12 protein-coding genes and 1 rRNA gene are annotated in these 14,019 nt (G+C 38.3%); 8 read left to right on the forward strand and 5 right to left on the reverse strand.

Translation table 11 applies throughout. From position 1 onward, the window contains the following. Positions 1-23: 23 nt before the first annotated feature. The 5 genes from mnmE to rpmH form a co-directional block, all read right to left on the reverse strand. Positions 24-1,409: a tRNA uridine-5-carboxymethylaminomethyl(34) synthesis GTPase MnmE gene (mnmE, locus tag ACI3K6_RS22665; protein ID WP_435556594.1), complete on the reverse strand. Its 1,386-nt coding sequence runs from the start codon at positions 1,407-1,409 to the stop codon at positions 24-26. A 282-nt stretch (positions 1,410-1,691) separates the two neighbouring features. Further along, on the reverse strand, positions 1,692-2,321 hold the full coding sequence (gene jag / locus ACI3K6_RS22670; protein ID WP_335479467.1) for an RNA-binding cell elongation regulator Jag/EloR: 630 nt from the start codon (positions 2,319-2,321) through the stop codon (positions 1,692-1,694). Then, complete coding sequence (gene spoIIIJ, locus ACI3K6_RS22675) at positions 2,318-3,094, reverse strand: YidC family membrane integrase SpoIIIJ (protein ID WP_435556595.1); 777 nt, start codon at positions 3,092-3,094, stop codon at positions 2,318-2,320. The genes jag and spoIIIJ overlap by 4 nt, the downstream gene beginning before the upstream one ends. A 157-nt stretch (positions 3,095-3,251) precedes the next feature. Next, positions 3,252-3,596 carry a ribonuclease P protein component gene (rnpA, locus tag ACI3K6_RS22680; protein ID WP_335479471.1) on the reverse strand — a complete coding sequence of 115 codons (345 nt, stop codon included), beginning with the start codon at positions 3,594-3,596 and terminating at the stop codon, positions 3,252-3,254. A 95-nt stretch (positions 3,597-3,691) separates the two neighbouring features. Continuing rightward, the gene (gene rpmH, locus ACI3K6_RS22685) at positions 3,692-3,826 is read right to left on the reverse strand and encodes a 50S ribosomal protein L34 (protein ID WP_066059809.1); all 135 of its coding nucleotides are present in this window, start codon (positions 3,824-3,826) and stop codon (positions 3,692-3,694) included. Positions 3,827-4,535: 709 nt separating this feature from the next. Here rpmH and dnaA point away from each other — a divergent pair. The 8 genes from dnaA to ACI3K6_RS22725 all read left to right on the forward strand — a co-directional run. Further along, complete coding sequence (gene dnaA / locus ACI3K6_RS22690; RefSeq protein ID WP_435556596.1) at positions 4,536-5,882, forward strand: chromosomal replication initiator protein DnaA; 1,347 nt, start codon at positions 4,536-4,538, stop codon at positions 5,880-5,882. A gap of 184 nt (positions 5,883-6,066) precedes the next feature. Continuing rightward, the gene (gene dnaN / locus ACI3K6_RS22695; RefSeq protein WP_335479477.1) at positions 6,067-7,203 is read left to right on the forward strand and encodes a DNA polymerase III subunit beta; all 1,137 of its coding nucleotides are present in this window, start codon (positions 6,067-6,069) and stop codon (positions 7,201-7,203) included. Between the two features lie 148 nt (positions 7,204-7,351). Beyond that, positions 7,352-7,567, forward strand: coding sequence for a S4 domain-containing protein YaaA (gene yaaA / locus ACI3K6_RS22700; protein ID WP_435556597.1), 216 nt, complete (start codon positions 7,352-7,354; stop codon positions 7,565-7,567). Positions 7,568-7,585: 18 nt separating this feature from the next. Next, complete coding sequence (gene recF, locus ACI3K6_RS22705; protein ID WP_435556598.1) at positions 7,586-8,704, forward strand: DNA replication/repair protein RecF; 1,119 nt, start codon at positions 7,586-7,588, stop codon at positions 8,702-8,704. Positions 8,705-8,712: 8 nt separating this feature from the next. Next, the gene (remB, locus tag ACI3K6_RS22710; protein WP_435556599.1) at positions 8,713-8,961 is read left to right on the forward strand and encodes an extracellular matrix regulator RemB; all 249 of its coding nucleotides are present in this window, start codon (positions 8,713-8,715) and stop codon (positions 8,959-8,961) included. Between the two features lie 47 nt (positions 8,962-9,008). Continuing rightward, positions 9,009-10,931 (forward strand): DNA topoisomerase (ATP-hydrolyzing) subunit B, encoded by a 1,923-nt coding sequence (gyrB, locus tag ACI3K6_RS22715; protein WP_435556600.1) that lies wholly within the window; start codon positions 9,009-9,011, stop codon positions 10,929-10,931. Positions 10,932-11,083: 152 nt separating this feature from the next. Further along, positions 11,084-13,609: a DNA gyrase subunit A gene (gene gyrA, locus ACI3K6_RS22720; RefSeq protein WP_435556601.1), complete on the forward strand. Its 2,526-nt coding sequence runs from the start codon at positions 11,084-11,086 to the stop codon at positions 13,607-13,609. A gap of 334 nt (positions 13,610-13,943) precedes the next feature. Then, positions 13,944-14,019: ribosomal RNA gene (locus ACI3K6_RS22725) — 16S ribosomal RNA — on the forward strand; the annotation flags it as partial.

Genomic DNA, 14,019 nt, shown 5'->3' on the forward strand with positions numbered 1-14,019 from the left:
CGCTTCCTGCGGAAAAATCTACTCTATTTTCCTAAACAAAATTGCGAGAATAACTGATCGATAAGACTTTCATGGACGCTTTCACCAATAATTTCCCCCAGCAGTTCCCAGGTTCTTGTTAGATCAATTTGGACTATATCAATAGGTGTTCCCATCTCGACACCGTCAATTGCTTCTTCAATAGAATGTAAGCTCTGATTAAGCAAAGCAATATGGCGACTGTTCGACACATACGTTGCATCTTTTGCCTCGATCGATCCTGCGAAAAATAAAGAAGCAATCGCTTCCTCTAATGCATCGACACCTTGATCCTCTAAAAGGGAAGTGGTCACTAGTTTTTTATCACTAGATAGTGCCTTTACCCGTTCTAGATCTATCTGCTGAGGCAGATCGGTCTTATTAACAATGACAATTGTGTCCATACCTCTTACTGCCTCAAAAAGGTTTTCATCTTCTTTTGTTAGCTTGTCAGAATAATTTAATACCAGCAAAATTAGATCAGCTTCTTTTAATACCTGGCGGGAGCGTTCCACACCTATTCGCTCTACGATATCCTCAGTCTCCCGAATCCCGGCAGTATCTAATAATCTGAGCGGTACACCGCGTACATTTACATATTCCTCAATGACATCACGGGTTGTCCCTGGTATATCCGTCACAATTGCTTTATTCTCCTGAGCAAGGCTATTTAATAACGATGATTTTCCGACATTGGGTCTTCCAATAATCACTGTAGAAAGACCCTCTCGTAAAATCTTTCCCTGCTGTGAGGTCTGCAGCAGTTTATTTATTTCTGCTCGAACATATTGGGCTTTATCCAGCAGCATTTTATGTGTCATTTCCTCGACATCATCATATTCCGGATAATCAATGTTTACTTCTACATGGGCTAGAACTTCGAGGAGTTCCTGTCTCAATCTTTGAATGAGCTTGGAAAGCCTCCCCTCCATTTGTCCCAATGCAACATTCATGGCGCGATCTGTCTTTGCTCTAATTAAATCAATTACTGCTTCGGCCTGAGATAAATCGATCCGTCCGTTTAAAAATGCCCTTTTTGTAAATTCGCCAGGTTCCGCGAGTCTTGCCCCATACTTCAAAACGAGTTGAAGCACCCGATTTACTGAAACAATTCCCCCATGACAGTTAATTTCTACTATGTCTTCTTTAGTAAAAGTTTTTGGTCCCTTCATCATGGAGACCATTACCTCTTCGATAACCTGCTTACTCTTTGGATCAATGAGATGTCCATAGTGAATCGTATGAGAGGGTTGCTCCATCAGCTTTTTTCCACTTATACTTTCAAATAGTTGATCCGCAATTTTAATTGCCTCATCTCCACTTAATCGAACAATCGCAATGGCACCCTCTCCCATTGGTGTCGATATGGCTGCTATCGTATCAAATTCCATTTTTCCACCTCTCATCTCACTCACATTACTTTTATATATCAAAAATATTGCATTTTATCCTAAAAAAATAGAATATCACAAAAAAGTCAGCTTTTCATTAAACTGACCTGATTTTATCCACAAGTTCATAAGCTTATCTGTATTATTTTAACTTATCCACTTGTGGATAACAATAAAACAAAAATTTAAAACAATATGTTAGAAATAGGATATTTTTAAGCAAGTTCCTTTGCAGAACAAAAAAAACACCCTGTCTTCAGGACAGGATGTATACATGTACTATTAAAATCCTCTTCTCATTGGGGAAATGACAACATGGCGATGTGGTTCAGATCCATCTGAGAAGGTTTTAATCCGTTTGTTCTCTGATAAGGCAGTATGAATTACTTTTCGCTCATACGATGGCATTGGTTCAAGAGTAACGTCTTTCCCTGACTTAATTGCCTTTTGTGCAAGGCGCTGAGCCAGCTGAATAAGAGTATCATTTCTCCTATTTCGATAATCCTCAGCATCCAAAATAACTGTAAAATATTGATCTGAATGGCGGTTTATCACTAACTGCGTTAAATATTGAAGTGAATTTAAGGTTTGTCCACGTTTACCAATCAACAGGGCAATTTTCTCACCAGTTAAGATATAATGAACTTGTTTTCCATCTCGTTTAACCTCAACTTCTGCTGGTGCTCCCATTTGTTCACTGATTTGTTTAAGGAATTTTTCCGCCTCTTCAATTGGATCAATGACAACTGTTACCTTTACCACAGCAGGCCGTGAACCGAAAATACCAAAAATACCTTTCTTACCTTCATCAATGATGTCAACATCTGCGCGATCTTTGGTGATCTGTAATTGAGCTAAAGCTTGTTCTACTGCCTCTTCGACTGTTTGTCCTGTAGCAGTTACCTGTTTCACTTTTTTGCTCCTCCCGCATTACCGGAAGCTGAAGCCTTCAGATCCGGCCCTTTAATAAAATAAGTTTGGACAATCATAAAAATATTACCGACAACCCAATATAGTGAAAGTGCCGCCGGGAAGTTCAAAGCAAAAATGACAATCATAATTGGCATCGTCCATACCATCATCGCCATTTGCGGGTTTTGATTTTCCGTGCCAGCCATCATCATTTTTTGCTGGATAAATGTAGTGATCCCTGCAACAATTGGAAGAATATAAAAAGGATCCTTTTCACCAAGGTCAAACCAAAGGAACATACCATTTTTTAATGCTTCAGTTCTCGAAATGGCATGATAAAAACCAATTAAAATTGGCATTTGGATTAATAATGGAAAACACCCAGCCATAGGATTCACGCCATGCTTTTGGTATAAGGCCATCGTTTCCTGCTGCAGCGTCTGCTGGGTTTTTTGATCCTTAGAGCTGTATTTCTCTTTTAACTTTAACATCTCAGGCTGCAAGGCCTGCATTGCCTTTGAACTCTTCGTTTGTTTTATCATTAAAGGCAATATAACTAATCTAATGATAATCGTAACAACAATAATCGACCAGCCATAACTGCCGCCTAATAAATGTGCTACCTCTAAAATAAACCATGATAATGGGTAAACAATATATTCATTCCAAAAACCCGTACTCTCTGCGGTAATTGGTTGATTAATTTGGCTGCATCCAGTTAAAAATAAAAACAAAGAAAGCATAGCGAATAGCGGTAATATTCGTTTTTTCAATCAAATTTTCCTCCTCAAAAATATTGTATAAACGTTATCTAGAACATTTGTGGGGAGTCTCCATTATGTATGAAATTGATTTCTAGTGAATATTTTAACATTTTTCCCACATTCTTGTCTCCATTGCATAAGTAAAATTTGTTGCAACTAGAGATCATTACCCCTTTTTTAGTACCTTGCCGACCTTCAAGACATGAGTCAAGCTGCTTTTCATTTCAAAAAAGTCCATTTCAACCACAGGCTTCCTAGCAATGATGACATAATCATTGCCTTGTTCCATTTGGCCCTTTAATTCAAAAACAGCTTGTCTGACACATCTTTTTATTCTATTTCTCATTACAGCATTCCCAAGCTTTTTGCTAACGGATAAACCTATTCGAAAATGTCCTTGGCCTTCCTTTGGCAAGGAGTACACGACAAATTGTCGGTTGGCAAAAGATCGCCCACGTTGAAAAACAACTTGAAAATCCTGATTCTTCTTTATTCGGTATTCCTTCTTCACTTCAACACACCTTCAATCCACCCAGGGTTTTCTAACATTCCATTTCCGGCTCCAGCCTTTAATTAGAAAAAAGACCACTGAGACGTTTCAGTGGTCTATGCTGATAATACTTTTCTTCCTTTACGACGGCGACGAGCTAGAACTTTACGTCCGTTCGCTGAGCTCATGCGGCTACGGAAACCATGAACTTTACTGTGCTTACGTTTATTTGGTTGATATGTTCTTTTCATTATATGACACCTCCCCAAAAGGATGCTCTTTGTTCTTCAAATGACAGTCTTACTTATTATAAAGATGTCTAAATTCATTTGTCAACTATTCTTCCCATTTTGATAATATTTCCTGTTTTTTTCATTGGATGTTGATCACCATTCCAGGAGCTTTACTATTACGAACTAATCGGTCTCCCATTTCAAAAAAACAAATCTGTGGATAACATTTCGACATTTTTTTCGCTATCCACACTAGATATTGACAGGTTTTGCACAAACTATCAACCTGTGGACAAATTATATGCACATGTTATAAGCCTTGTGGATAAACTTTGAAAAAGCATTGCATCCCCTGCTATTATTTGATATTATATTGGTGTTTTCACTCTGGATAACTTTATTCGATAAATAATTATCCACAAATTGTGGATAGTGTGTGGATAGATTATTAAGAGGCTCTGTAAAAACTTGTCCACAAGAGGTGGATATTGTCGAAACTCCACTTTTTATCCTTATTATATGTTTTCCACAACCAACGTTTCGTATATTTATAAATTCATAGGTTTACTTTGACGTTGCTAATATTTTTTCACGATAACTTTTGCAAAATTGAACAACTTAAAGATATAGAAACTTTATATTTGAATGGCTCTTTTTACATTGCCCAAAAAAGCTATTTCACATAAATAATTTAAATTTTTTTGCTGTTAAAAAGGAGGGAAAACAGTTGGAAAATATTGCGGACCTTTGGAATGCGGCTCTCACTAATATTGAGAAGAAAATTAGTAAACCAAGCTTTGATACTTGGCTTAAATCCACTAAAGCTCATTCCCTTCAAGGAGATCTGCTTGTTATTACTGCTCCAAATGAATTTGCCCGCGATTGGCTTGAAGAACGCTACTCCCAGTTAATTTCGGAAATTTTATATGAAATTACCGGGGAAGAGTTAGCTGTAAAATTTATCATTCCGCAAAATCAAAAGGAAGAGGACTTTGATATTCCTACGCCGCCTAAAAAGGTGAAAAAAGAGGAAGAACATACTGAATTCCAGCCTAACATCCTAAATCCAAAATATATATTTGACACTTTTGTCATTGGATCCGGCAACCGATTTGCCCATGCTGCATCGCTCGCGGTAGCGGAAGCTCCAGCAAAGGCATACAACCCATTGTTTATATATGGGGGAGTTGGTTTAGGGAAAACACACTTAATGCATGCAATTGGCCATTATGTACTAGATCATAATCCATCTGCTAAAGTGGTTTATTTATCATCTGAAAAATTCACGAATGAATTTATTAATTCCATTCGTGACAATAAGGCAGAAAGTTTTCGAAACAAATATCGAAATGTAGATGTTCTGCTTATTGATGATATTCAGTTTCTAGCTGGAAAAGAATCAACCCAGGAGGAATTTTTCCATACGTTTAATGCCCTTCATGAGGAGAGTAAACAGATCGTCATCTCAAGTGACCGGCCGCCAAGAGAAATTCCTACACTAGAAGACCGCCTTCGTTCCCGCTTTGAATGGGGCTTAATTACAGATATTACACCACCTGATTTGGAAACACGGATTGCCATTCTGCGCAAAAAGGCAAAAGCTGAAGGACTCGATATTCCTAACGAAGTCATGCTTTATATTGCCAACCAAATTGATTCTAATATTCGTGAACTTGAAGGGGCGCTAATTCGGGTAGTTGCCTACTCTTCTTTAATTAATAAGGATATAAATGCAGATTTGGCAGCAGAGGCTCTTAAGGATATTATTCCAAGTTCTAAACCAAAAGTCATTTCCATTCATGATATCCAAAAAGCTGTGGGTGAACACTTTAATATCAAACTTGAGGATTTTAAGGCGAAAAAGAGGACGAAATCTATTGCCTTCCCACGCCAAATTGCCATGTATTTATCTCGTGAATTAACAGACTACTCTTTGCCGAAAATAGGAGAAGAGTTTGGAGGTCGGGATCATACCACTGTCATTCACGCACACGAAAAAATTTCAAATTTGCTTTCAACTGATCCGCAGCTGCAGAAACAAATGAAAGAACTAAATGAGATGTTAAAAATCTAATTTAAATGTGAATAACTTTTACAACTTTATACACAGTCTGTCCACATGTGGATAGGCTGTGTTTCCATTGAAATTGCAGTTATCCACATACTAACAAGCCCTACTAGTACTTCTATTATTTTTTTTAAAAATATTATTATATGCTAACGCATTTAAAAATATGTATTTAACGGAGGAACTAATCATGAAATTTATTATCCAACGGGACCGTCTGGTACAAAGTGTCCAGGATGTTATGAAGGCAGTTACATCAAGAACAACCATACCCATCTTAACAGGAATAAAAATTACAACTACGGCAGAAGGAGTAACCTTAACAGGAAGTGATTCTGATATTTCAATTGAATCCTTTATCCCAAAAGAGGAATCTGGCGATGAAATTGTTGAAATCAAACAAACAGGAGCAATTGTCCTTCAAGCGAGATTTTTCAGTGAAATCGTAAAAAAACTTCCTACAGACTCTGTTGAGATTGAAGTATTAGGTTCCTTGCAAACCGTTATTCGTTCAGGGAAGTCTGAATTTAACTTGATTGGTCTTGATGCGGAAGAGTACCCTCACCTACCGCAAATTGAGGAGAAAAATAAATTTCATATTGCCACTGATCTATTAAAGGCGATGATCCGACAAACACATTTTGCTGTGTCCACGTCAGAAACACGCCCCATCTTGACAGGTGTAAACTGGAAGGTTGAAAACGGGGAATTGACCTGTATTGCAACAGATAGCCATCGTCTTGCACTTCGAAAAGCGAAAATTGAAACAGAAAATAATGAGAGTTACAATGTTGTCATTCCTGGAAAAAGCTTAAATGAACTAAGCAAAATTATTGATGATTCGAATGAATCAGTAGATATCGTTATTACTGAAAATCAAATCTTATTTAAGGCTAAGCATTTGCTATTTTTCTCAAGATTATTAGAAGGCAATTATCCAGATACATCTAGACTAATTCCGAATGAGAGCAAAACCGATGTGACAGTAAATACGAAGGAATTCCTTCAAGCTATCGATCGTGCTTCCCTTCTGGCTCGCGAAGGCAGAAATAATGTTGTAAAGCTCTCGACTGTTGAAAATGGAATTATTGAAATTTCCTCCAACACTCCTGAAATCGGTAAAGTAGTTGAGGAAATTCAAAGTGAATCCATTGAAGGTGAAGAATTAAAAATTTCCTTTAGTGCAAAATACATGATGGATGCCTTAAAAGCTTTGGAAGGAACGGATATTAGAGTTAGTTTTACTGGAGCTATGCGACCATTCTTAATCCGCCCACTTCATGATGAAACCATTTTGCAGCTTATTTTGCCTGTAAGGACTTACTAAATAGTTAATACTAGAGATGCCACCTTTTTTATGGTGGCTTTCTTTACATTTTTTGTATAACAGAGATTTTTTGAGATTCCTTTGTAACCTAATCAAATATTTAGTAAAATAAAGTATTGAGACCATTTAAAGAACGAAGGTGACACAGATGGCTGAGAAAATAAAGCTAGATACGGAATTTATTACTTTAGGGCAATTTTTAAAGCTGGCAGATGTCATTCAAACTGGCGGCATGGCAAAGTGGTTTTTGGGTGAACATGAAGTATTTATTAATGGTGAACAAGACCAAAGAAGAGGGAGAAAACTTCGGGCCGGCGATCATGTTAAAATACCGGGATTTGGGGAGTTTACCATTACAGAGTAACTAAAGGACGACGTTTACATGTATATTGAAAAATTGGCACTAAAAAATTATCGGAATTATGAAGATTTGTCCATTGAATTTGAAAATAAGGTAAATGTCATCTTAGGTGAAAATGCCCAAGGGAAAACCAATGTCATGGAGTCAATCTATGTATTAGCCATGGCAAAATCTCACCGAACATCAAATGATAAAGATCTTATTCGCTGGGATCAAGATTATGCTAAAATAGAAGGTAGGGTACAAAAACAGCATAGTTCATTGCCGTTGCAATTAGTGATTTCAAAAAAGGGTAAAAAAGCACGGCTTAATCATATTGAGCAGCAAAAATTAAGTCAATACGTTGGAAATATGAACGTGGTCATGTTTGCGCCTGAGGATCTTAACTTGGTAAAAGGTAGTCCTCAAGTTCGACGACGTTTTATTGATATGGAAATCGGACAGATTTCCCCTCTTTATCTACACGAGATAAGCCAATATCAAAAGATTCTTCAGCAGCGTAATCATTATCTAAAAATGATGCAGGTCAAAAAACAAACAAATGAGACCATGCTTGAAATTTTAACAGATCAATTTATTCAAATGGCTGTACGGATTGTAGTGAAACGATTTGAATTCCTTCATTTGCTGGAGCAATGGGCAAAACCCATCCATCATGGAATTTCACGAGGACTTGAAAAACTTGAAATTCATTACAAACCCTCCGTTGAGGTATTAGAAGAACAAGATTTGTCGAAAATGGTTAATAGCTTTGAGGAAAAGTTCGGAAAGGTTCGAACACGAGAAAAAGAGCGAGGGACCACCTTATTTGGACCACATCGTGATGACTTACTATTTTTTGTGAATGACAGAGATGTTCAAACATTTGGATCTCAGGGGCAGCAACGGACAACGGCCCTGTCAGTGAAATTAGCGGAAATAGAATTAATTCACTCTGAAATTGGTGAGTATCCAATATTGCTACTAGATGACGTGCTATCGGAATTAGATGATTATCGCCAATCACATTTGCTAAATACCATTCAGGGAAAGGTTCAAACCTTTGTCACGACTACCAGTGTGGATGGAATTGATCATCAGACATTAAAAGAGGCATCAACCTTTGAAGTTCAGTCTGGTACTATCAAGCAAGTTGATTGAGGTGGAGTATGTATATTCATATCGGGGAAGATCTCAATATTAGAGCGGCAGATATTATTACTATTTTAGATAAAGATAGTGTCAATCAATCAGATATGGCCGCAGAATTTTTATCCCATCACAAAGAGAAAGTCATTAACCTATCAAAAGGGCCCTTTAAATCAGTTGTAATTACGTTTGACAAAATCTATTTATCCCCCATTGCTTCTGTTACATTAAAGAAACGTTCAAACCATATACAAGAAATTATATTATAAATTTTATTGTTTTATTTTGGCAGAAAGTGCAGGTGAATCTAGTGACAATGGATCAAAAATCAGTTCAAGAACAGGAATATGATGCCAGTCAGATTCAAGTATTAGAAGGACTTGAAGCGGTTCGAAAAAGACCGGGGATGTATATTGGGTCAACCAGCGGCAAAGGTCTGCATCATCTTGTTTGGGAAATTGTAGATAACAGTATTGACGAAGCGCTTGCGGGCTTCTGTTCAGAAATCAATGTCATCATCGAGGAAGATAATAGTATTACCGTAAAAGATAATGGACGTGGAATTCCAGTAGATATTCAAGAAAAAATGGGCAGACCTGCGGTAGAGGTCATTATGACAGTTCTCCATGCAGGAGGGAAATTTGGCGGCGGAGGCTATAAAGTTTCCGGTGGATTGCACGGTGTAGGTGCTTCTGTTGTAAACGCCCTTTCCACCTATTTAGAGGTTTTTGTTCATCGTGATGGTCATGTTTATTATCAAAAGTATGAACGAGGAGTACCAGTAGCTGACTTAAAAATAATTGGCGACACAGATACAACTGGTACGATCACTCATTTCCAACCTGATGGGGAAATTTTTACGGAAACGTTAGTATATGAATTTGATATTCTTGCCACCCGCCTACGTGAACTTGCCTTCCTTAACCGTGGCATTAAGATCACGATTGAAGATAAGCGTGTAGAAAATAAACGGAATGAATATCATTACGAAGGCGGTATTAAATCATATGTAGAGCATTTAAACCGTACCAAGGAAGTTATTCATGAAGAACCAATTGATATCGAAGGTGAACGGGATGGGATTAGCGTAGAAGTTGCTATTCAATATAACGAAGGTTATACGGAAAATATCTATTCTTTCGCTAACAATATTCATACCTATGAGGGTGGAACCCATGAATCAGGTTTTAAAACAGCGTTGACTCGAGTTATTAATGACTATGCAAGAAAAAATAGTCTTATAAAGGAAAATGAAACGAATCTTTCCGGAGAAGACGTCCGAGAAGGAATAACCGCTATTGTTTCGATTAAGCACCCTGATCCGCAATTTGAAGGGCAAACTAAAACAAAACTCGGAAACTCTGAAGTAAGAGCGATCACCGATACAGTTTTTGCGAATCATTTTGAGAAGTTTTTATTAGAAAATCCTACAGTTGCCAGGAAAATTGTTGATAAAGGCTTAATGGCAGCGAGAGCAAGACTTGCAGCAAAGAAGGCAAGGGAGTTAACTCGACGTAAAAGTGCTTTAGAGGTATCAAGTTTGCCTGGGAAATTAGCAGATTGTTCCTCAAGGGACCCAATAGAAAGTGAGTTGTACATTGTTGAGGGTGATTCAGCAGGTGGATCAGCCAAACAAGGCCGTGACAGGCACTTCCAAGCGATTTTACCGTTACGTGGAAAAATTTTAAACGTAGAAAAGGCGCGCCTTGACAGGATTCTTTCCAACAATGAGGTTAGAGCTATGATCACGGCAATTGGAACAGGTATAGGTGAGGATTTTGATATCGCGAAAGCACGTTACCATAAAGTTGTCATTATGACTGATGCTGATGTTGACGGTGCTCATATTCGTACTTTACTTTTAACCTTCTTCTATCGTTATATGAGGAAAATACTGGAGGTTGGATATGTGTATATTGCCCAGCCGCCATTGTACAAGGTGCAACAGGGTAAGCGGATTGAATACGCCTATAATGATAAGGAATTGGAACGTATTTTTGCAGAGCTTCCAGCCCAACCGAAGCCTAATATTCAGCGTTATAAAGGTTTAGGAGAGATGAATCCTGAACAATTATGGGAAACAACCATGGATCCGGCGACTCGGACAATGCTTCAGGTCAGTTTAGAAGATGCAATCGAAGCGGATGAAACCTTTGAGATGTTGATGGGAGATAAAGTTGAACCGCGCCGTAATTTCATTGAAGCAAATGCGCAATATGTTAAGAATTTAGATATTTAACCAAGAAAAGCATAGATGCCTGGTAACTGAAATAAGACAAATAGAAAAATTTGATATATATAAGGGTAGAGGTTAGACCGCTATCCTCCTTTTTCTTTATACCCAGATAGCCGGGTGTGTAGAATGACACACCCTCATAGGAGGTACCAAGTATGGGTGAAACACCAAATTCCCAAATTAAAGAGATAAATATAAGTCAGGAAATGAAAACTTCCTTTCTTGACTATGCAATGAGTGTTATCGTTTCACGTGCCCTTCCCGATGTTCGGGATGGATTGAAGCCGGTTCACCGCCGTATTTTATATGCTATGCATGATCTAGGAATTCATGCGGACAAACCATATAAAAAATCGGCTCGTATTGTCGGAGACGTTATTGGTAAATATCACCCGCACGGTGATTCTGCTGTTTACGAAACGATGGTCCGGATGGCACAGGACTTCAACTACCGTTATATGCTCGTTGATGGACATGGAAACTTTGGTTCTGTAGATGGAGACTCCGCTGCAGCAATGCGTTACACAGAATCAAGAATGTCCAAAATTTCAATGGAATTATTAAGAGATATTAACAAGGATACCATTGATTATCAAGACAACTATGACGGGGAGGAAAGAGAACCGGTTGTTCTCCCAGCTCGTTTCCCTAACTTATTAGTCAACGGAACAACTGGTATTGCCGTAGGGATGGCAACAAATATTCCACCACATCAGCTTGGAGAAGTTATTGATGGAGTCCTAGCTATTAGCCACGATCCTGAAATGACTACTCAAGAGCTTATGGAAATCATCCCTGGTCCTGATTTCCCAACAGGCGGAATGATCCTGGGCAGGAGCGGAATTCGTAAAGCTTATGAAACAGGAAGAGGTTCAATCACCATAAGAGCTAAAGTAGAGATTGAACAAAAGAGCAATGGTAAAGAAGTCATTATCGTCAAAGAAATTCCTTATCAAGTAAATAAAGCAAGATTAGTTGAAAGAATAGCTGAATTAGCGCGCGAGAAAAAACTTGAGGGTATTACCGACTTAAGAGATGAATCCGACCGCAGAGGAATGAGGATCGTAATTGAGGTACGTAAAGATGCCAATGCCAATGTACTCTTAAATAATTTATACAAACACACAGCACTTCAAACAAGTTTTGGTATTAACACATTGGCCCTAGTTAACGGCCAGCCGAAGGTGTTAGGCCTTAAGCAGTGCTTACAACATTATCTTGACCATCAAAAGGTAGTCATTCGACGCCGTACAGAATTTGAATTACGTAAAGCAGAGGCAAGAGCCCATATTTTAGAGGGCTTGCGTATCGCACTTGATCACTTAGATGAAGTTATTACCCTAATCCGAAACTCGCAAACAACGGATATTGCCCGTGAAGGGTTAATGACACAGTTTAGCCTTTCAGAAAAACAAGCACAGGCAATCTTGGACATGCGTCTACAACGGTTAACTGGATTAGAGCGAGAAAAAATTGAAGGCGAATACCAAGATCTTGTGAAGTTAATTGCTGAATTAAAAGCAATTTTAGCTGATGAAGAAAAGGTTCTAGAAATTATCCGTGCGGAATTACTGGAAATCAAAGAACGCTTCAACGATACTCGTCGCACTGAAATAGTAATGGGCGGACTTGAAAATATTGAAGATGAGGATTTAATCCCACGTGAAAATATTGTTATTTCCCTTACCCATAATGGATACATCAAGCGTTTGCCAGTTTCTACTTATCGTGCACAGAGACGTGGTGGACGTGGCATTCAAGGAATGGGAACAAATGAGGATGACTTTGTCGAGCATTTAATCACCACTTCAACCCATGATACCATTTTGTTCTTTACCAATAAGGGCAAGGTTTATCGTTCTAAAGGATATGAAATTCCAGAATTCAGCCGGACGGCTAAGGGAATTCCAATCATCAATCTTTTAGGAATTGAAAAAGGAGAATGGGTCAACGCAATCATTCCTGTAGAGGAATTCGTCGATGATTGGTTCTTATTCTTCACAACAAAGGAAGGGATCTCTAAGCGATCCCCGTTAACTTCATTCGCCAATATTCGTAACAATGGTTTAATTGCTTTAAGTTTAAGAGAAGGCGATGAATTGATCTCCGTTCGTTTAACAGATGGGGATAAACATATTATTATCGGAACTCAAAATGGTATGCTGATCCGTTTCCCTGAAACAGATGTACGTTCAATGGGACGTACAGCAACAGGGGTAAAAGGAATTACACTTGATGAAGATGATGCTGTCGTTGGAATGGAAGTACTTGAGGAAGATAACGATGTCCTCATTGTAACGAAAAATGGCTATGGAAAACGAACCGCAGCAGCTGAATACCGAATTCAGGGCAGAGGCGGTAAAGGAATTAGAACATGCCACATTACAGATAAAAATGGACAGCTAGTTTCAATGAGAGCTGTAACTGGTGAAGAAGATATAATGTTGATTACTACGGGCGGAGTTCTAATTCGGACAGAAGTTGCCGGCATTTCAAAAATGGGCCGAAACACACAAGGTGTCAAGCTAATCAGCCTCGGCGTCAGCGAAAATGAATATGTCGCAACGGCTGCGATGGTAGAAAAAGAGGAAGAATCTGAGGAAGAAATCGACGGAACAGAAGCTGAATTGGAAAATTCAGCTGAAGAGGTTCAAGAAGACACTTCAGAAAACGAAGAATAAGAATATGATAAAGGAGCACCTTTGGGGTGTTCCTTTATTTTGTAGAGGATCTACTAAGTCCCGTGTGTTTATTCATTCTGGTAGGTAAACTAAACTCACCACTAAGGAAACGGAATTCTGTAGCATTTAATTAAAATGCTTTTTTCTATATTTAAAGTAAAAATATCAAAAAGAGTGTTGACTTATTAAAACACAGGTGGTATATTAATAAAGTCGCCTCTGAGCGACGGAAAAAATTGATCTTTGAAAACTAAACAAACAAGAACGTCAACAAACAATAATATTCATTTTTAACGAAATGAAGCCAACGTTTTATTTTATGAGCTAATCACTCTTTTTGGAGAGTTTGATCCTGGCTCAGGACGAACGCTGGCGGCGTGCCTAATACATGCAAGTCGAGCGAACCACTT

The sequence above is a fragment of the Neobacillus solisequens genome, assembly GCF_051233465.1.
GTDB lineage: Bacteria > Bacillota > Bacilli > Bacillales > Cytobacillaceae > Neobacillus.

What these genes read in the sequence shown, in the direction of transcription:
- mnmE (WP_435556594.1), bottom strand. Translation starts at nt 1,409, where the DNA reads ATGGAATTTGATACGATAGCAGCCATATCGACACCAATGGGAGAGGGT.
- rpmH (WP_066059809.1), bottom strand. Translation starts at nt 3,826, where the DNA reads ATGAAAAGAACATATCAACCAAATAAACGTAAGCACAGTAAAGTTCAT.
- dnaN (WP_335479477.1), top strand. Translation starts at nt 6,067, where the DNA reads ATGAAATTTATTATCCAACGGGACCGTCTGGTACAAAGTGTCCAGGAT.
- yaaA (WP_435556597.1), top strand. Translation starts at nt 7,352, where the DNA reads ATGGCTGAGAAAATAAAGCTAGATACGGAATTTATTACTTTAGGGCAA.
- recF (WP_435556598.1), top strand. Translation starts at nt 7,586, where the DNA reads ATGTATATTGAAAAATTGGCACTAAAAAATTATCGGAATTATGAAGAT.
- remB (WP_435556599.1), top strand. Translation starts at nt 8,713, where the DNA reads ATGTATATTCATATCGGGGAAGATCTCAATATTAGAGCGGCAGATATT.
- gyrB (WP_435556600.1), top strand. Translation starts at nt 9,009, where the DNA reads ATGGATCAAAAATCAGTTCAAGAACAGGAATATGATGCCAGTCAGATT.
- gyrA (WP_435556601.1), top strand. Translation starts at nt 11,084, where the DNA reads ATGGGTGAAACACCAAATTCCCAAATTAAAGAGATAAATATAAGTCAG.